This is a genomic window from Cochlodiniinecator piscidefendens (assembly GCF_011326755.1).
GTDB classification, from domain to species: Bacteria; Pseudomonadota; Alphaproteobacteria; order Rhodobacterales; family Rhodobacteraceae; genus Cochlodiniinecator; species Cochlodiniinecator piscidefendens.
Window position 1 is genome coordinate 73,001 of record NZ_JAAOIE010000007.1, and the last position, 18,966, is coordinate 91,966.

General features: G+C 53.9%; 17 protein-coding genes. 8 read left to right on the forward strand and 9 right to left on the reverse strand.

Annotated elements, in window-relative coordinates; genetic code table 11:
• Positions 1-35: 35 nt before the first annotated feature.
• The 6 genes from G9C99_RS15570 to G9C99_RS15595 all read right to left on the reverse strand — a co-directional run bounded on the left by G9C99_RS15570 (position 36) and on the right by G9C99_RS15595 (position 9,098).
• Positions 36-2,255 carry a DEAD/DEAH box helicase gene (locus G9C99_RS15570; RefSeq protein WP_166418447.1) on the reverse strand — a complete coding sequence of 740 codons (2,220 nt, stop codon included), beginning with the start codon at positions 2,253-2,255 and terminating at the stop codon, positions 36-38.
• Between the two features lie 125 nt (positions 2,256-2,380).
• A complete protein-coding gene (locus tag G9C99_RS15575; protein WP_231704097.1) occupies positions 2,381-5,791 on the reverse strand; it encodes an efflux RND transporter permease subunit in 3,411 nt (1,136 codons plus the stop codon).
• Positions 5,763-7,088 (reverse strand): efflux RND transporter periplasmic adaptor subunit, encoded by a 1,326-nt coding sequence (locus G9C99_RS15580; protein WP_166418449.1) that lies wholly within the window; start codon positions 7,086-7,088, stop codon positions 5,763-5,765. Before G9C99_RS15580 ends, G9C99_RS15575 begins: the two co-directional genes overlap by 29 nt.
• A 69-nt stretch (positions 7,089-7,157) precedes the next feature.
• Entirely contained in the window at positions 7,158-7,688 is a 531-nt protein-coding gene (gene moaB, locus G9C99_RS15585) for a molybdenum cofactor biosynthesis protein B (protein ID WP_166418450.1), read from the reverse strand.
• A complete protein-coding gene (locus G9C99_RS15590) occupies positions 7,688-8,311 on the reverse strand; it encodes a LysE family translocator (protein ID WP_166418451.1) in 624 nt (207 codons plus the stop codon). Before G9C99_RS15590 ends, moaB begins: the two co-directional genes overlap by 1 nt.
• 4 nt (positions 8,312-8,315) lie before the next feature.
• The gene (locus G9C99_RS15595) at positions 8,316-9,098 is read right to left on the reverse strand and encodes a uracil-DNA glycosylase (protein ID WP_166418452.1); all 783 of its coding nucleotides are present in this window, start codon (positions 9,096-9,098) and stop codon (positions 8,316-8,318) included.
• A 101-nt stretch (positions 9,099-9,199) separates the two neighbouring features.
• On the opposite strand from G9C99_RS15595, the gene G9C99_RS15600 reads away from it, so the two are divergent.
• From G9C99_RS15600 to G9C99_RS15620, 5 genes are all read left to right on the forward strand, one after another.
• Positions 9,200-10,150, forward strand: coding sequence for an aspartate carbamoyltransferase catalytic subunit (locus tag G9C99_RS15600; RefSeq protein WP_166418453.1), 951 nt, complete (start codon positions 9,200-9,202; stop codon positions 10,148-10,150).
• A 102-nt stretch (positions 10,151-10,252) separates the two neighbouring features.
• Entirely contained in the window at positions 10,253-10,669 is a 417-nt protein-coding gene (locus G9C99_RS15605; protein ID WP_166418454.1) for a hypothetical protein, read from the forward strand.
• Between the two features lie 4 nt (positions 10,670-10,673).
• On the forward strand, positions 10,674-11,942 hold the full coding sequence (gene pyrC, locus G9C99_RS15610; RefSeq protein ID WP_166418455.1) for a dihydroorotase: 1,269 nt from the start codon (positions 10,674-10,676) through the stop codon (positions 11,940-11,942).
• Positions 11,942-12,547, forward strand: a complete 606-nt coding sequence (gene plsY, locus G9C99_RS15615; RefSeq protein ID WP_166418456.1) for a glycerol-3-phosphate 1-O-acyltransferase PlsY — start codon at positions 11,942-11,944, stop codon at positions 12,545-12,547. Before pyrC ends, plsY begins: the two co-directional genes overlap by 1 nt.
• 4 nt (positions 12,548-12,551) lie before the next feature.
• Positions 12,552-12,863, forward strand: a complete 312-nt coding sequence (locus G9C99_RS15620) for a hypothetical protein (RefSeq protein WP_166418457.1) — start codon at positions 12,552-12,554, stop codon at positions 12,861-12,863.
• Between the two features lie 157 nt (positions 12,864-13,020).
• On the opposite strand, the gene G9C99_RS15625 is transcribed toward G9C99_RS15620, so the two are convergent.
• The 3 genes from G9C99_RS15625 to G9C99_RS15635 all read right to left on the reverse strand — a co-directional run bounded on the left by G9C99_RS15625 (position 13,021) and on the right by G9C99_RS15635 (position 15,684).
• Positions 13,021-14,391, reverse strand: coding sequence for a glutamate--cysteine ligase (locus G9C99_RS15625; protein WP_166418458.1), 1,371 nt, complete (start codon positions 14,389-14,391; stop codon positions 13,021-13,023).
• Positions 14,392-14,461: 70 nt separating this feature from the next.
• Complete coding sequence (locus G9C99_RS15630) at positions 14,462-14,962, reverse strand: hypothetical protein (protein ID WP_166418459.1); 501 nt, start codon at positions 14,960-14,962, stop codon at positions 14,462-14,464.
• Entirely contained in the window at positions 14,959-15,684 is a 726-nt protein-coding gene (locus tag G9C99_RS15635) for a 16S rRNA (uracil(1498)-N(3))-methyltransferase (RefSeq protein ID WP_166418460.1), read from the reverse strand. The genes G9C99_RS15630 and G9C99_RS15635 overlap by 4 nt, the downstream gene beginning before the upstream one ends.
• Positions 15,685-15,696: 12 nt before the next feature.
• On the opposite strand from G9C99_RS15635, the gene ubiA reads away from it, so the two are divergent.
• Genes ubiA through G9C99_RS15650 form a run of 3 tightly spaced genes read left to right on the forward strand, consistent with a single transcriptional unit; the run spans position 15,697 to position 18,948 of the window.
• Complete coding sequence (gene ubiA / locus G9C99_RS15640; protein WP_166418461.1) at positions 15,697-16,659, forward strand: 4-hydroxybenzoate octaprenyltransferase; 963 nt, start codon at positions 15,697-15,699, stop codon at positions 16,657-16,659.
• A 59-nt stretch (positions 16,660-16,718) separates the two neighbouring features.
• Positions 16,719-18,635, forward strand: a complete 1,917-nt coding sequence (locus G9C99_RS15645; protein ID WP_166418462.1) for an OmpA family protein — start codon at positions 16,719-16,721, stop codon at positions 18,633-18,635.
• Complete coding sequence (locus G9C99_RS15650) at positions 18,622-18,948, forward strand: hypothetical protein (RefSeq protein ID WP_166418463.1); 327 nt, start codon at positions 18,622-18,624, stop codon at positions 18,946-18,948. Before G9C99_RS15645 ends, G9C99_RS15650 begins: the two co-directional genes overlap by 14 nt.
• The last annotated feature ends 18 nt before the right edge of the window (positions 18,949-18,966 follow it).

Below are 18,966 nucleotides of genomic sequence, written 5' to 3' on the forward strand. Positions count from 1 at the left end.
AAAAAAGCGCCTGATCTCTCAGGCGCTTTTGAATTTTATTTCTTGCGGCGCGGCAGCGCATCGCCGCCCTTTGAACGCTTCATTTTTGCCTTTGGCGCAGGTGTCCCTGCAAAATCAATTTTGCCACCCGGCTTCTTTCCACCCGCTTTTGGTGCACGGAAAGATTTGCTCGCAGAAGACGCGCCACTGCGTTGCCCGCCACCTTCTGAACGCTCTGCGCGTTGCGGACGCTCTGAACGGTCAGCGCGTGGTTTGGAAAATGGTTTACCTTCAGAACGCGGACCATCTTTGCGGCCACCCTCTTTGCGCGGGCCACCTTTGCTAAAGCTTGGGCGATCACCGAAATCACGTTTTGGTTTGTCGCCGCGTGGGGCCTTACGATCGTCGCCGCCGCTGTACGGTTTATCACTTTTCGCACGGTAAGGTTTATCACCATCGCGATTTGGGCGATCTGATTTTGCTTTGTAAGGCTTTACGGCACCATCATGATCGCGGCGCTCTGGCTTCGCGTGATATGGTTTGTCACCATCACGTCGCTGAGGGCGCTCAGAACGATCATCGCGGTCACGTTGTGGGCGATCTGATTTCCCACGATGGCCACCACCACGTGGACCGCCACCTTTGAAATCAGGACGACCGCCGCCGCGTGGACCACCAAAGCTGGATTTGTCAAAGGTCGGGGCTTTATCAAGCATCGTAATGCCAACACCATCTTCGAGCTCCATGACAGCACCGATAGAATCGAGGAACCCTTTGACCGCGCCTTCGCGCAATTCAACGAAGGTTTCGTTCTGCTGTACGCGGATCGCGCCAAGATCTTGTTTATCAATCCGGCCTGCACGGCACATCATCGGCAACAACCAACGTGCTTCGGCGTTTTCCGAACGGCCAACAGATAGGGACATCCATTTGCTCGGGCCAAACTCTTCGCGTGGTTTACGCTCAGCTGCAGCATCACCGCTAACCGCTTGAATATCTTCTGGTGCAGACTGGCGTTGTTGATACAGACGCAAGTAAGCCGCAGCCAGTTTTTCTGGGCTGTGTAGCGCCACAAGCTTTTCAGCGAATGAACTTTCGTCAGCGGATACTTCTTGATCCCACAGAGGATCAGACAACAGGCGTTCTTCGTCACGTGCCCGCACTTCTTGTGCGGATGGCGCCGAACCCCAGTCCGCGGTCAATTTAGCGAACTTTAACAAACGCTTTGCTTTGCCTTGCGCCTTGGACGGAACGATCAACGCGCTCACACCTTTGCGGCCAGCACGTCCTGTTCGACCAGAACGGTGCAGCAATGTTTCAGAGCTAGACGGCAGATCCGCGTGTATCACCAATTCCAATTTTGGCAAATCAATCCCACGTGCTGCGACGTCGGTTGCAACACAAACACGCGCACGCCCGTCACGCATCGCCTGAAGCGCATGGCTACGTTCGGCCTGCGACAATTCACCAGACAACGCAACAACCTGCATACCCCGGTTTGAAAGACGCGCAGTCAAACGGTTTACAACAGCCCGTGTGTTACAGAACACAATCGCGTTCGGTGCTTCATAAAAACGGATCGCGTTAATGATCGCATTTTCGATATCACGCTGAGCCACGAGCAATGCACGGTATTCGATATCTGCGTGCTGTTCTTTGTCAGCCACAGTTGAAATACGCACCGCGTCTTTTTGGTAGCTGCGCGCCAGACCTTCGATAGCGCGCGGTACGGTCGCAGAGAACATCAAAGTCCGGCGTGTTTCAGGTGCTTCGCCCAGGATAAACTCAAGGTCTTCACGGAAACCAAGATCAAGCATCTCATCCGCCTCATCGAGCACAACAGCACGAATGTCAGATAGATCAATGCTTTGGCGTTGAATATGGTCGCGTAGACGACCCGGCGTCGCAACAACAATATGTGCACCACGTTCTAGGCTGCGACGTTCATCGCGCATGTCCATGCCACCAACACAAGACGCAACCTGAACGCCTGCAAATTCATAGAGCCAGTCCAATTCGCGTTTAACCTGCATTGCCAATTCACGTGTCGGCGCAATCACCAAACCCAACGGCAGCGCCGCGCGTTCAAAACGGTCGCTATCGCCCAATAGGGTCGGCGCGATAGCCAAACCGAAACCAACGGTTTTACCTGAACCAGTTTGCGCAGAAACCAGAAGGTCAGCTTCTGTAAGTTCGGGGTTTGTCACGGCCTCTTGAACAGGGGTCAACGTGTCATAGCTGCGCTTAGCAAGCGCGTCAGCGAGTGTCTTTATCATTGGAATGCCTCATGGGTCAGCGCATCAGGCTTTATCAGAGCGTCCCAGCTCAAAACCCATGTCGCGCGTTCAGTAAGCCGCCCCAATAAGCCTAAATCGTCCAAAGGGAAAGCAAAATAACTGAATTAACGCTGTTTTCGCGTGGATAGCAGCAATGCGCCTGACACATAGGTAACGATCACACAGCCCACCACCAACAGAATGAACGCACTAAAAGCAGCTAAATTTGGTGACATATTCCCAAGCATCGGCAGTATCGCAACCAAAGGCGCCCACACTGCGCCCGTCACAAACATCGTACCGAAACTCATGGCAAACGCCGCCGCAATTCCCAAACCCGCAATGATGCTCACGCGACCCGCGAGCCCTGTGCGCATAGGGTTTAACACCGCGCGTCGCATAGCTTGCACATGTCGGCGCACATCAAGTTGCATTGCCAAAAGCGCAGGCACCACAACCAACACTAAGAAAAACCCAAACCCGAGACCAAAGACCAACGTGATCACCGTTGGCTTCAAAAATTCTGCTTGGACAGATCGTTCAAACAACAGTGGCGTTAACCCCAAAACGGTGGTCAGTGTCGTCAGCAAAACCGGGCGCAATCGGTCTGCCGTTCCATCAATAATCGCCTGAACGCGCCCGCGATCTTCGGCATATTCGTCTATCGTTGTGACCAAAACGATAGAATCGTTGATGATGATCCCAGTCATTCCAATCAATCCCACGACGCTAAACATAGACAGTGGCACATCAAACAAATTGTGCCCATAGATCGCACCCACCAATCCAAACGGCACAATCGCAAGCACAACAGCCGGGCGGGTCCAGCTGGAAAATATCCACGCCAACACAAGGTAAATCCCAATCATGCACAACCCAAAGCCCACGGCTGCATCGGTCAAGAATTCGCTTTCTTGTTCCGCTAGCCCCGACAGTTGGGTTGCCACGCCAAACCGCGCTTCGATGTCTGGCAAAATCTCTTCTGAAATGGCGGTGCTAATTTCCGCAGCGCGTGTTGGTTCATCTTCTGATAAATCCCCGCTCACGCTTAAGACAACGATCCCGTTTTCCCGCAATACCGTCGAAAACCCAGAGCGGGTTTCGACACTAACAATATCAGACAGCGGGACATAGGCACCAGCAGGGGTCCGCATCAGGCTACGATCCAGAAAATCCGCACTGAGTTCCTGTTCGGGCAGTTCAACCCGAATAGCGGCGGACCGAGGCCCAACAGGGTAAGTCGCTGCCTCGATCCCGCTCAGTCGATCCCGCAGAACGCGCCCCAACCCGTCAATGGTAAAGCCTAACGCCTGGCCTTGTGGCGTGAGGTCAAGCACCAGTTCGTCCTTGTCAAACGCCATTGTATCCTCAAGCGCGGATACTTCAGGATACTGTGCCAGTGCTGTCTGCAATGCCTCAGACGCCGCCTTTAACGTCAAAGCATCAGCACCGTATAACTCAACCGCAATCGCATCCCCGCCCGGCCCGGAACGATGCCCGCGGAAACTGACAATCTCAGCCAACGGATGGCGCCGCACTTCGTCCTGCAGCTCAGCCACCACATCAAACGCGGTATAGGGGCGCAAATCCGCATCAATCAACTCAATCGCGATGGACCCAAGCAAATCCGCATTTTTACCGCTTACGCCCGAAAGGCCACGCCCCGTATTACCTCCAACTTCGGTCAAGACATAAAGCATAGGGTTTTCACCGAACTCATCGGCATAGCGCGCACCAACTGTGTCCGCGGCGCGTTGCAATTCACGCATCATCTCAAGACTATCGCTGCGTGTCGCCCCAGAGAGCATCGCAAAATTCCCCGAAATCGAAGAACGCTCAGGTGCGTTGAAAAACCGCCATCGCACGTCCCCACTCGCGAACACGGACATCTGTATCAGCAACAGCAGCACGGCACCCGCCATCAGAGGATATCGCGCGAACACGACAAACCGCATAAACTTGCGGAAAATATTATCACGGAACCAAGAAAACCCTTTGTTCACCGTACGGCTGGGCCAATCATACCATCGCCCCTCACCGACATGAGAAAGCGCATGAGACATATGATTGGGCAAGATCAAAAAACATTCCATCAGCGACGCCAATAGAACAACGATTACCGTGAATGGGATATCGCGAATTAAATTGCCAAAGGTGCCGCCAACAGCAACCAACCCCCAAAAAGCGATGATTGTCGTGATGGTTGACGAAAACACCGGTGCCGCCATGCGATAGGCTGCGTTTTCAGCAGCCACAACCGGGCCTTCCCCCAGTTGGCGCGCCCGAAAATCTGCGTGCTCCCCCACCACAATCGCATCATCAACAACGATGCCAAGCGTAATAATCAGCGCAAACAGCGACACCATATTAATCGTCAGTCCCGCGGCGTACATCAACGCAATCGCAGCTGTCATCGCAACAGGTATCCCTGCAGCCACCCAAAACGCTGTGCGTGCATTAAGGAACAAAAACAAAAGCAACACCACAAGCCCAAGCCCAACCAGCCCATTGTCGAGCAAGATATCAAGCCGCCCGGTGATCGCAGCCGCCCGCGTGCGGATTAGCTCAACAGTGACCCCATCAGGCAAAACGCTTTGCAACTCTGCGGCAACCTCTTCGACCTGACTTTGGATGCCAATGGCATCCCCCTGCGCAGAACGATCAACACGTACAGAAACAGCCGGGTGTTCCCCCACGAAATAACTGCGCGCACGATCAGCCCCATTCACACGAATGGTCGCAACATCCCCCACCGTTAACTGCGACCCATCAGGGTTTGATCGCAACGTAATCGCCGAGATCGCTTCGGCAGAGCGTTTGGCAACACCCGTGCGAACGCGCTGATTGGCCCCTTCGACATCGCCAGCGGGCGCGGTCGAGACCTCTTCGCCAATCGCAATTGCAATTTCACGCATCGTGACATCATGCCGGATAAGGTCCTGCGGCGTAATTTCAACGACGGTTTCAGGTGCTGCCACCCCCCGAATGCTGGCCCGTGTCACACCTTCGGCGAACAATCGTGTCACGAACTCATCCGCGAAACGGCCCAATTGATCGACGGACACCGGCCCACTGATCACAACATCGGTAACGCGATCTCGCCAGGCACCACGGCGAACCACCGGGTCTTCGGCATCTTCGGGTAAATTGGAAATGGCGCCAACCGCCGTTTCGACTTCATCCAAAGCCCGCGCCATATCCCAGCCCGGTTCAAAGTCCAGATCTATACTGGCACGCCCTTCGCGTGACGTAACAGATGACCCCTCGACACCTTCAACAGACAAAAGCGCAGGTTCCAGCAGTTGAACAATAGCCGTATCGACGTCTTCGGCCCCAGCCCCGGACCAATCCACAGTGACATAGATGTTATCGACAATGACATCCGGGAAAAATTGCGCACGCATACGCGGCACAGAGGCCAATCCCAGAACAATCATCACAACGAGCAATAAATTTGCCGCCGTTTTATGCCGGGTGAAATAGCCGATCAATCCACCGCCCAGCATATCAACCGCCGTTCTGGGTATTTGGGACATCAGCGATAGAACCAACATCCAATGCCGGTTCAGCTTCTATCATCCGTACTTTAATCCCCGCCCCGAGTATTGGCGAAACCTCACGTACGATACGACGTCCATCTAGACCATCGGCACCGATAATCACATCATCCCCTTGTCGGCGTAACAATGTCATCGGAATCGCCTCAAGCCGATCCTCTTCATTGATCGCTAGAACAGTTCCATCCGCACTAACCGCCGCCGAAGGTACAAGCACGACGCCCGCCAAAACAGGTTCGACCACATGAACAGACACAAAATCGCCCGGACGCAAACCACGCGCGTTGCTTAACCCTGCAAACAGCAGCCGCCCGGTCTGCCCTTCGCCGACGGATGCGCTTTCGCGCGAAATCACACCTTGGGCATTTAAATCGGAGCCCCCAACATCAAGGCTGACCGTCACAGGCGATGAAATCAATCCACCCCCGTCCATCAGCAACCGTGCATATTGGGCAGCGGACACACGAAACCGCACTTCTAATTGTAGCGGATCACTGAGCTGGGCCAACCGTTCATTATTGGCAACCAATCCGCCCTGAACCACAACGACATTGGCCAAGACACCTGAAAACTCCGCCCGTATTTCGGTTTCATCCAACGCCCGCTGTGCATCTGCTAGACTAATTTCCTGCCGGATGAGCCGGGTTTGTGCCAAATCTGTGCGCGCCTCGGCCTGTGCAATGGCCTGTCGCCTGCTCAAAACGGCTTGATCCGCCTGCGACGCGGCCAACTCAGCCGTTTCGACGGCAGCTTCTGTCCCAACGCCCCGCGTCCGCAAATCCCGCTGCCGGTCAACGGCCTGCAATCTTAGCCGCGCTTGGGCTTCCGCAGCGGCGCGTTCATCTTGCGCCAGTGAAAGCGCCCGCGCTGCATCTTGAACTTCGGCCTGTGCTTCCAACAAATCCGCCTCTGCGCGTGACAATGCCGACCGCGCTTCAGCTGGATCAATGCGCAGTAATACAGTCCCCTGTTGAACCCGCCCACCTTCAACAAACTGAGGTGCCAGAAAAACAACACGCCCCGATGACGTTGCTCTCACATCTAATGTGCGCTGGCTGGTCACTTCGCCAAACACCCGCAATTCAGGCGCTATGTCCTGCACCTCCACATCCAACGCATTCACCGCAAAAACCCGTTCTTGCGCAGCGCGCTCAAACCCGCCACCACTGCGCTGCGCTTCAATAGCGTTTAGCAAAAGCGATACGCCCAGCGCCAAAAACCCCACTGTCAAAGACAGCAGAAACACACCGGTGAGGCTACGTCCCAGAAACCGCATATCGTTCCTTTCTGAGGGGTCAGTCGTGCTGCACCCGTTGATCTCTACAGGCTTATACGCGCCTGCCGATCATTTCCGTCGCTTATGTTCTTCTAAACGTGGGAATATTTCGACAAAGTTGCAAGGCATGTGCCGATAATCGAGCTGTTTTACCAAAATTTCATCCCACGCGTCTTTGCACGCGCCGGGGCTGCCGGGCAGCGCAAACAAATAAGTTCCTTGGGCCACACCGCCTGTCGCGCGCGATTGCACCGCAGATGTCCCAATTTTCTGGAACGAAACCATTGTGAACAATGTCCCAAACGCATCTATTTCTTTTTCGTAGACATCTCTATGCGCTTCAACCGTTACATCACGACCTGTCAATCCAGTGCCGCCAGTTGAAATCACCACATCGATTTCAGGATTAGCGCTCCAAATCCGCAGTTGATCTGCAATCTGATTACGTTCGTCAGGTAATATTTTACGATCGACGACAACGTGCCCTGCTTTTTCAATACGCTCAACCAATGTGCGGCCTGATTTATCACCGGCTATTGCCCGCGTATCTGACACCGTTAAAACCGCGATACGGTTTGCGATAAATTCACGTTCTGACATTACTGTTTTGCCTCTGTTGCAATTTTAAGCGCCAGCGCACCAAACACCGTCGCTGAGACGAAACGCAGAATGCGATCGACGCGCGGATTTTGCAGCAGCACATGACCGACGCCGCTTGCAAATACCCCGACAAGCCCGTTCACGATAAACCCACCAATGGCCATGACCAAACCCAGCGTCAAAAACTGGGGCAGCACAGCGCGCGTCGGATCCACAAATTGTGGCAAAAACGCCAGAATGAACAAAATCACTTTGGGGTTCATTAAGTTGACCAACAAGCCATCTAAGTAGGCCCGCGCCGGACGCGCCACCTTGCTGCTTCCTCCGCTCAGCGGGGTGCGCAGCGTTTGAACCGCAAGATAAAGCAAATAACAAACGCCCGCCCAACGGATCACTTCAAATATCCATGGCATCGTTGCCAAAACAGCCGAAAGCCCCAGAGCGGCGATTGTCACATGCACGAATCCTCCCGTCGATATCCCAGCTGATGCCGCCAACGATGGACGCACGCCGCCACGCATGCCCTGACCAAGACAAAACATCATGTCCGCCCCTGGCGTCAGGTTTAACGCCAAAGCTGCTGGAATAAACGCAAGTAATACATGGAGCTCTACAGGCGACATTGGCCTATCCTTTTAATTTTTCCCGCAGCATGAGCAAATCATGCCACGCCTCGCGCTTGGCGGCAGGGTTACGCAGTAGATAGGCCGGGTGAAACATCGGAAGGCAAGGTTTGCCAAAGGCTTCTGCCCATTGGCCACGCAACCGCGTAATGCCGCGTTTCCCTAGGATCGCCTGACAGGAAACATTTCCCATCAATACAATCACACCCGGTTGCGCCAGTTCGACGTGCCGTTCGACAAACGGCCGCATCATCGCGATTTCTTCAGGACTTGGGTCTCGGTTTTGCGGGGGCCGCCATGGCAAAATATTGGTGATATAGATTGATTTTTCGGCGTCAACGGCATCGCGGCCCATATCTATCGCGCCGAACATCTTATCCAACAATTGACCAGCGCGCCCAACAAAAGGACGCCCGGCCATATCCTCGTCTCGTCCGGGGGCCTCACCAATGATCATCACCCGCGCCAACGGATTACCATCCGCAAACACAAAATTACGCGCACCACGTTTGATTTCACATAAATCAAACGCCTTTAACGTTGCCGCCAAACCATCCAATGCCCCAACGTTTTCGGCCACTTCCTTAGCGATAACCGCTGGATCGGGGGCCTCGGGTACTGGGGGCGCGGATTCTGTCTTGGCCTTTTGCACCGATGCGATTTTCGGCGCTTCAGCGGGGACTTCATAGCGGTCTACTGGGTCGTCACAGATCGCATCTGTCACCCCCATCTCAACCTGCCAATCGAGCATCGCCTTTAAGGCATAAAAATCCTGAGTCCCATCCATGGCGCAACGCTATGCTTTTGCGACAAGAAGGTAAAGCAGCAAGCCCATTGCCCCGTCCTCTCTCCCCGCCTATAACAGCGCAAATTCAAGGCGAGGCAACCATGACATTTCGCGCGAAACATCTCTTAGGCATTGAACACCTAGGACCTGATGAAATCGACACCATCCTAAATCTTGCTGACGACTACGTCGCGTTGAACCGCTCCAAAAACAAACGCTCTGATGTTTTGGCCGGTCTCACCCAGATCAATATGTTCTTTGAAAATTCAACCCGCACTCAGGCGAGCTTTGAATTGGCAGGCAAACGGCTTGGCGCGGACGTGATGAACATGGCCATGCAAGCCAGTTCCATCAAAAAGGGCGAAACCCTGATCGACACCGCCCTCACACTGAACGCGATGCACCCTGATCTCTTGGTCGTGCGCCACCCGCACTCTGGCGCGGTTGAATTGCTGGCCTCAAAAGTAAACTGTGCCGTGCTAAACGCAGGTGATGGCCGCCACGAACACCCGACGCAGGCCCTCTTAGATGCCCTCACCATTCGCCGTAAAAAGGGACGCCTTCACCGCTTGTCCATCGCGATTTGCGGCGATATCGCCCACAGCCGCGTGGCGCGTTCGAATCTGATCCTGCTTGGCAAAATGGAAAACCGCGTGCGCCTTGTTGGCCCACCAACCCTCATGCCCTCTGAAGTTTCCGAGCTCGGCGTCGAGGTCTATGATGACATGCGCGAAGGCCTTAAAGACGTTGATGTTGTCATGATGCTAAGATTGCAAAAAGAACGCATGGACGGCGGCTTTATTCCTTCTGAACGCGAATACTACCACCGCTACGGGCTGGACGCCGAAAAACTCAGCCACGCCAAACCCGATGCAATCGTCATGCACCCCGGCCCAATGAACCGTGGCGTTGAAATTGACGGCACCATCGCGGACGACATCAACCGCAGTGTGATCCAAGAACAAGTCGAAATGGGTGTCGCCGTGCGTATGGCCGCCATGGACTTGCTGGTCAGAAACATGCGTGCCAGCCGCGCAAGCGTCGAGGTTTAACATGGATGATCCCAAAGACCCCCGCATGAGCGGAAAAATCGCCACCTATGCGCTCCTTGTGATGTTCGCCCTTGTTGCATTGATGATCTGGGTGGCCTGATCATGCTGCACCCCAATCTCAACGAAGACGAAATGCTGACGAAAACCTTTGTGGCGAGTAAAGCGACCTACATCAAAGAACACGTGATGTTGGCCGCCATTGGGTCAGTGATCGCCACTGCCGTTTTGATGTTTATGGGGGACCCTAATCCATGGGTTGGCATTGTAGCCGCAATCATGGCTATCGGCATTCGTGGCTTTTACCTCGCATCTGAGCAGCTAAACCTGCACTGGCACCTCACCGACCGGCGCCTCATCCTGCCAGACGGCAGCGCGCTTGCCCTGCGTGACATTGCCAAAACCCGCACCATTCTATCTGCCGCCCAAGTCGTCGCGACCACCGGTGACAAATACATGATGAAATACATGGCCGACCCCGCCGCGATCTGCGCCGACATCGACCACCAGCGGAAAGCTTGACCTCATGACAACTCTTCTCAAAAATGCCCGCCTGATTGACCCTGAAACCGGCACTGAAACACGCGGGGCTGTGTTGATCCGCGATGGTATCATCGCCTCAGTTGGGCCCGAACTCTCTGCCGATACCGTTATTGATTGCAACGGCAAATGCCTCGCACCCGGTATCATCGACATCGGTGTCAAAATCGGTGAACCCGGCGAGCGCCACAAAGAAAGCTACCGCACCGCCGGGGCTGCCGCTGCCGCCGGCGGAATCACCACAATGGTCACCCGTCCTGACACAACCCCCGCGCTGGACACCCCCGAAGCGCTCGAATTCATCAACCGCCGCGCCAACGAAAGCGCACCAGTGAACGTATTGCCAATGTCTGCGCTGACCAAAGGCCGCGATGGGCGCGAAATGGTTGAAGTTGGGTTCATGAAAGACGCGGGCGCCGTCGCCTTTACCGATTGTGATCGCGTGGTCGAAGACACCAAGGTCTACACCCGCGCCATGTCCTACGCCAAATCGCTAGGCGCATTGATCATTGCCCACCCACAGGAACCGACCCTTTCCAAAGGCGCGGCTGTCACATCAGGCAAATTTGCCTCCCTCAAGGGGCTTCCGGCGGTGTCCGCCATGGCTGAACGCCTTGGGTTAGAACGCGACCTGACTCTCGTGGAAATGACTGGCGCGCGCTACCACGCGGACCAAATTACAACGGCCCGCGCCCTTCCCGTTTTGGAGCGCGCAAAGGCCAACGGTCTGGATGTCACGGCCGGTGTGTCCATCCATCACCTGACCCTGAACGAATTTGATGTGGGCGATTATCGCACGTTCTTTAAGGTCAAACCGCCGCTGCGTGCCGAAACTGATCGCATTGCTGTGGTCGAGGCCGTCGCCTCCGGTTTGATTGACATCATATCATCCTTCCACACCCCGCAAGACGAAGAAAGCAAACGTCTTCCCTTTGAAGAGGCCGCATCGGGCGCCGTTGCGCTTGAAACGCTTTTGCCCGCCGCCATGCGTTTGGTTCATGCGGAAATGATGGACCTGCCGACACTGTGGCGCGCCCTTTCGCTTAACCCCGCCAAGCGCCTCGGGTTGCCCGGCGGACGTCTGAGTGAAGGCGCACCTGCGGACCTCGTTTTGTTCGATCCAGATGCACCATTTTTACTCGATCGTTTCAAACTCAATTCAAAATCTAAAAATACCCCCTTTGATGGTCAGCGAATGCAGGGCAAAGTGATCGCGACCCTCGTTGCAGGCAAAACCGTTTTCGGAGACATCTAATGCCCCCAATTGACACCGCCCCTATGATTCTTGCACTTGTGGCGCTGGCTTCTTATCTGCTTGGGTCTGTTCCCTTTGGCATGGTCATGGCGCGTGTTATGGGCTTAGGCAATCTTCGCGAAATCGGGTCAGGCAACATCGGGGCCACCAATGTTTTGCGTACCGGCAATAAAACCGCTGCCTTTTTTACGCTTCTGTTTGATGCTGCCAAAGGCGGCGTTGCCGTCCTGATTGCGCAGGCATTATTTGGCGAAGATGCCGCGCAAATCGCCGGTCTATTCGCTTTTTTGGGTCACCTCTTCCCGGTTTGGCTTAAATTCAACGGCGGCAAAGGCGTTGCTACATTCTTGGGCGTGATCCTAGCCTTGAACTTCTACGTTGGCCTTGCCTGTTGCGCCACATGGCTTGTTGTTGCTCTTGCTCTGCGTGTTTCCTCATTAGCAGCACTACTGGCGGCTGGTTTATCGCCGGTCTGGATGATTGTCTTTGACTATGGTCAAGGATTGCTGGTTGGGGCGATCTTGACCCTCCTCGTTTACATCCGCCATAGCACCAACATCAAACGCCTCAAAGCGGGTACAGAGCCGAAAATCGGCCAGAAGTAGCCCAATGCCAAAGGCTTCCCCTGCGCCTGATTTTCTCTCTGCTTTTGACGATCTACCTTTTGGGACACATATCGGAACCTCGGGGGGGCGCAGTTATGTGTTTACCAAATCGTCCTTTTCCAATGGCAATAGTCTAAAGCTTGTCGCGGATGAACGCGGCGGCAACGACTACATCAGTCTCAACCTCTATCGCTTGCCCAGTGGCAAAGCTCTGCTAAAACCCTGCGAAATGCCTGAGACCAAAGTCATTGAATTCGTGCTTGATCTGTCCCTCTATGAACCGGTGACAAATAAGAACATAAAGGGAACGGATTAAAAATCCGTAAACGCCAAAAATCAATCAAACCGTTGCGCAAATCGTATGCACAAAAGTCATACGTTTGGCATACACTTTGTGCATGGTTGTCATACCCCACAAAAGCAAAAAAATCAGGGTGTTAATCCTGATTTTTCGTAAGCATATCGCGAATTGATCAGTAGCTATGTGCGGCGAAAATCTTTGTCAGATCCCCACCCCATTCGCCGTGATACTCATCCAACAATTCGTCAGCTGGTGTTTTCCCGCTGTCCAAGCTGTCTTTCAACGCGTTTAGGAAATGGGTTTCATCCGCAACCAAACCGCCTGCCCCCGGACGCGCACGCGCCTTTAGGCCAGCCTCAGCGATTTCCACGGACTGACGCGCAAGATCGTGCATTTTCAGGCCGTTCACCTCAGCCTGCAACCCGTCAACAGACGCCGCAATGCGCAGTTCTTCGCGTGTTTCAGCATCCCAACCTTTGACCATATCCCATGCCGCATCCAGTGCAGATTGATCATACATCAACCCGACCCAATATGCGGGCAATGCGCACAAACGACGCCAAGGTCCACCATCGGCCCCGCGCATCTCCATATATTTCTTAATACGCGCTTCTGGGAATGCTGTTGTCAAATGGTCCGCCCAATCGCTTAACGTTGGTGTTTCCCCCGGCAGCGCTGGCAATTTTCCCTCAAGAAAATCGCGGAAAGACATGCCTAATGCATTGATATATTTTCCATCTCGGTAGACAAAATACATCGGCACATCGAGCGCATATTCAGCATACCGTTCAAAGCCAAAACCCTCGTCAAACACAAAAGGCAACATGCCGGTACGCGCATCATCAAGGTCGCGCCACACCCGCGAACGCCATGATTTATGGCCGTTCGGTTTGCCTTCAAAGAACGGAGAATTCGCAAACAACGCCGTCGCGACAGGCTGCAACGCCAATGCAACGCGCAGCTTTTGCACCATGTCGGCCTCAGAACCAAAATCGATATTAACCTGCACGGTACAGGTCCGACGCATCATCGTGCGCCCCATGGTTCCAACCCGCTGCATGTAGTCGTTCATCAGCTTATAACGCCCTTTGGGCATCAAAGGCATTTCGTCATGTGTCCAAATCGGCGCAGCACCCAGCCCGATAAAGCCAACGCCGATTTTCTCAGCAATTTCTTTGACTTCACGCAGGTGCACATTCACTTCGTCGCAGGTCTCATGGATGGTTTCCAGAGGTGCTCCAGAAAGCTCAAGCGCGCCACCTGGCTCAAGCGAGACATTCGCACCGTCTTTTTCAAGTCCGATCAATTTGCCGCCTTCTTCGACCGGAGCCCAGCCAAATTGATCACGTAGCCCGCTTAGTACAGCTACGATTGACCGCTCACCTTCAAAGGGCAACGGTTTTAGGCTGTCTTTGCAATAGCCAAATTTTTCATGCTCGGTGCCAATGCGCCAATCTTCTTTGGGTTTACACCCATCCGCCATATATTGAGCAAGCTGGTCAAAATGTTCGATGGGGCCGCCACCGGATTGAGGAATGGACATTTCTATCACCCTTTTATTTTGCTGGCGGCTATGCGCGCTTAATCTCAGCTAATCTTTCGTCGCCTTGTGTTCAATCGCCTTTTTTCCAAATCAGAAAAAGGTGATGATCAGAAGTTTGTGACGCCTTGACGATATTATCGTAATTCACACCTGAAAAGCTCGCCAATGCATCAAGAAGTTGCTCCGCTCCCTGCGCGGTCGCGGGAATGCGGAGCGGCGCCTGCCCCGGAACATGGAAACACCAAAAGATCGAAACTCCGCTGCCTTGTAGCTCGATTTTGGTAACGTCATCCAGCGAAACCGCAGAACCACCGATGGGCGAGAAATAGGTCAGCTGCCGCTCAACGACTTCGATCACCCCAGGTCCGTTTCGGAAACTGCGCAATCGCCCACGAATAATCCCAGCAGAAACCAACGCACAACCCAAAATTATCAGCAGTAAGCCAAGCCAAACAACCCAACCCCGGCTTGATAGAAACACCCAAACACCCAGCGCGATAACACCGCCACCCTGCACGGATTCACGCCAACGCCACATCGCATCGCGCAGCTCTGGCCGGATAAAACTCACGTCCAATCCCCCAATGTAGTTTGCCACAAGGTCAAGGCAGCCACAGCAGCTGTATCTGCGCGTAAAATGCGCGGACCTAAGCTAATCCGCGTTACAAAGGGGAGGCTCGATAACCGTTCGCGCTCCCTCTCTGAAAATCCACCTTCGGGCCCGATCAATATCGCCCATTTTTCGCCACCCTCGGCGGTCAAAGCTTCGCGCGCACCAACAAGGCTTTCGTCACAAAACACCAGTTTGCGATCGTCTGGCCAGCGATCCAGCACAGCACCAAGCTTTTGTAAATCCACAACTTCAGGTACAAATGTCCCGCCGCATTGTTCGGCTGCTTCAACAGCATGGGTCTGCAGCCGATCACGCCGAATACGTTCTGAATTTGTAAAATCCGTTTGAACCGGGCAAATCTTAGCCGCGCCCATTTCAGCCGCTTTTTCAACGATAAAATCGGTCCGGGCTTTTTTAATTGGAGCAAAGAACAGCCATAAATCCGGCGGCATTTGCAATGGCTTACTTTGCGCAACTGCCTTCAGCACCCCGCCACGTTTACCGGTCTCGACCACCTCGGCACGCCATTCACCGTCTGCTCCGTTGAACAATGCAATATGGTCGCCAACCGACAACCGCATCACCCCAAAAAGATAATGCGCTTGATCCCGAGTGAGAGGAATGATTTGCCCCTCCCCCAATGCTTGTTCTACATAGAGCCGAATTTTTGTACTTTTCATGAGGCGGACAATATGCGCGACCCCCAAAAAACGCCAGAGGTGAAAGGCCAGGTCAAAGACGCCTATTTCAAAAACTGGGTAGATCACCGCGCCCCAGAATGGTCGCGACCTTACTTGCGCCTGTCACGAGCAGATCGCCCAATAGGCACATGGCTATTATTGCTGCCATGCTGGTGGGCGATTATGCTCGCGGCGGCGACTGACGGCTTTCGCGCCTTTGACCTGTGGATCATCATGGGCTGCGCGATCGGCGCCTTTGTCATGCGCGGGGCTGGGTGTACATGGAATGATATTACTGACAGAGATATCGACGCAGCCGTAGATCGTACCCGTTCACGCCCCTTACCTTCAGGCCAAGTCACAGTAAAACAAGCGACCCTTTGGATGGGAATTCAGGCACTCGTCGGCCTAGCGGTACTACTAACGTTTAATACAAACGCCATTGTGCTAGGCTTTCTCGCGGTGATCCCAGTATTGGTTTATCCCTTTGCAAAACGCTTTACATGGTGGCCCCAAGCCTTTTTGGGAATTGCGTTTAATTGGGGTGCGTTGTTGGCGTGGACAGCTCATCGCGGACAGCTCGAATGGCCCGCCATTTGGCTTTATGCTGCGGGGATTGTTTGGACATTGTTCTATGACACCATTTATGCCCACCAAGACAAAGAAGACGACGCGTTGATAGGCGTAAAATCAACAGCACGCTTGTTTGGCAACAACACCCACCGCTGGTTACGTTATTTCATGATGGCAACCGTCACATTTATGGCAATCGCCGCGATCACCGCATTGGGGGATGAAAATGTTCTTGGACTCACACTTGCGCTGGGGGCACCTTGGGCATTGGGGTGGCATTTGGTCTGGCAATTGCGCAATCTTGACATCGACGATACGGCAAAATGCCTTTCTCTTTTCCGGGCTAATCGAGACGCAGGCTTAATCCCTGTGCTGTTTTTCGCCGTCGCCGCAATCCTTTGATTGAACCCCAACCTGCCAAGCGTTAGAAAAGTCACGAAATTCGATAGACCAGAGGCCTTATGCGCTTATCATCTTCCCTGATTGTCCTAAGCGCCATCACCAGCGGTGCCATCCTTTCCTTTGTTGCGGCGACCGTTAGCGCAGGATTGGTTGAAAATGCTTCTCAATCCGCTATCGAACGCGCATTGACGCTTGATGGTATTGATTGGGCAGATGTTTCGGCTGACGGTCTTCAGGTCGAATTGATCGGTATTGCCCCGACAGAAGCAGAGCGTTTTCGCGCCCTTACCGTTGCGGGCACCGTCATTGATGCCCACCGCGTGTTGGATCATATGATGGTTCAGGCCGCCGCAGATATTGCCCCGCCCCGGTTTTCAGTTGAAATCCTGCGCAATGATACGGGTATTTCTCTAATAGGTCTGATCCCAGCTAACACCGACAGAGATGCGGTGGTGTCTTCGATAAGCGCCATAGCCGATGGTGCGACAGTTACAGACCTTTTGGAAACAGCCGATTACCCGACACCCCGTGATTGGGATGTTGCGCTTTCCTTCGGGATTGAAATGCTTGCAGATTTGCCGCGATCCAAAGTTTCAATTTCCCCAGACGAAATTGCAATCACAGCCATCAGCAATAGCCGCGAAGAACGCGCGGACCTCATCAATCAGGTGCAACGCAGTGCCCCTAGCAATGTCGCCCTTAATTTAAACATTTCTGCTCCGCGCCCCGTGATTACACCATTTACGCTTAGGTTTTTAATTGAAAACGGTGTGGGCCGCTTTGACGCGTGTTCAGCAGATACGCCTCAATCAAGCGACGATATTATCGCAGCCGCAAAACGTGCAGGACTTGAAGGCGAAGGAAGTTGCCGCATCGGTCTTGGCAATCCCTCACCACATTGGGGAACTGCTGTTACCCAAACAATCGCAGCACTTGCAGAACTCGGCGCAGGATCCATCACGTTTTCAGACGCTGACATCAGCCTTGTGACATCCCCTGATGTGAGTGAAGAAGACTTTGATCGCGTTATTTCCCACCTAGACGCAGACCTCCCAGATGTCTTTTCGCTCAGCGCCATCCGTCCAGAACCGGTAACAATTGACGGAACTGGGGAGAGCACAGGAATTCCTGAATTTATCGCGACCCTCTCCCCCGAAGGGCAAGTTCAATTGCGCGGACTTCTGACAAACGATCGCACACAGGCCGCGGTTGAAGGTTACGCTAGGGCCCGTTTCGGGGTCGATTCAACATATACGGCGACGCGCCTCAATCCAGAGCTACCCGATGGATGGCCCCTTCGTATTCTCACCGGGCTCGAAGCTTTGGCAGAACTCACCAACGGCAGCCTGGTTGTTCAACCCGATTTCGTTGAATTGCGCGGAACAACAGGCAACCCCGACGCCAGTGCAGAAGTCTCACGTATTTTATCTGCCAAACTTGGGCAGGCCGAAAACTTTAGTGTCGACGTAACCTACGACGAACGCCTTGATCCGGTGTTGTCCCTTCCGACTCCGGAAGAATGCGTAGCCAGCATCAATGCCATCCTTGCGGAAACCAAAATCGTCTTCGCGCCAGGCTCTACCGAAGTTGATCTCAGCGCCAGCGACACCATCGACGCCATTGCAGAACAAATTGAGCTTTGCGAAACGGTCCCAATGGAAATTGGTGGTCACACCGACAGTCAAGGCCGCGAAACGATGAACCAATCGCTTAGTCAACAGCGGGCACAATCCGTGGTCAATGCCCTCATGGGGCGTCGTGTGTTAACAGGCAACCTAACAGCACGCGGTTACGGCGAAACCGTTCCTATCGCGGACAATGACACAGACGCAGGCCGCGAAGCCAACCGCCGTATTGAATTTACTTTGATCGAATCAGAAACACCTGCCGAGGACACCGCAGAAGCGCCCGCCGAAGAGACCGCGCAAGAGGAAGCCTCAGAAACCCCAACAGGGACAGACAATGGACAGAACTAATCTTATCATTTCCACCGCAGGCATTCTTTTCGTAGCGTTTCTGCTCGGGTGGTTTGCACATTGGCTGGCCCATCGCTTTACCCGCGTGACTTCTGGTGATCTGAACGAACTCGACACCATGGCGCAACAATTGCACGAGGCCGAAGAAACCCGTGATCAAGCAATCACATATCTTCAGCAACGCGAGGCCGAGATATCCAATCAGCTGGCTCAAACAGAGGCTGAATTGCGCGCCGCAATGGACGGGCTGCGGGATGCACGACAAGAAGCCGAAGAATTGCGCACCTATATAGAGCAACAAAACCGGGGCTAAACCTGCCCCGATCTGGCT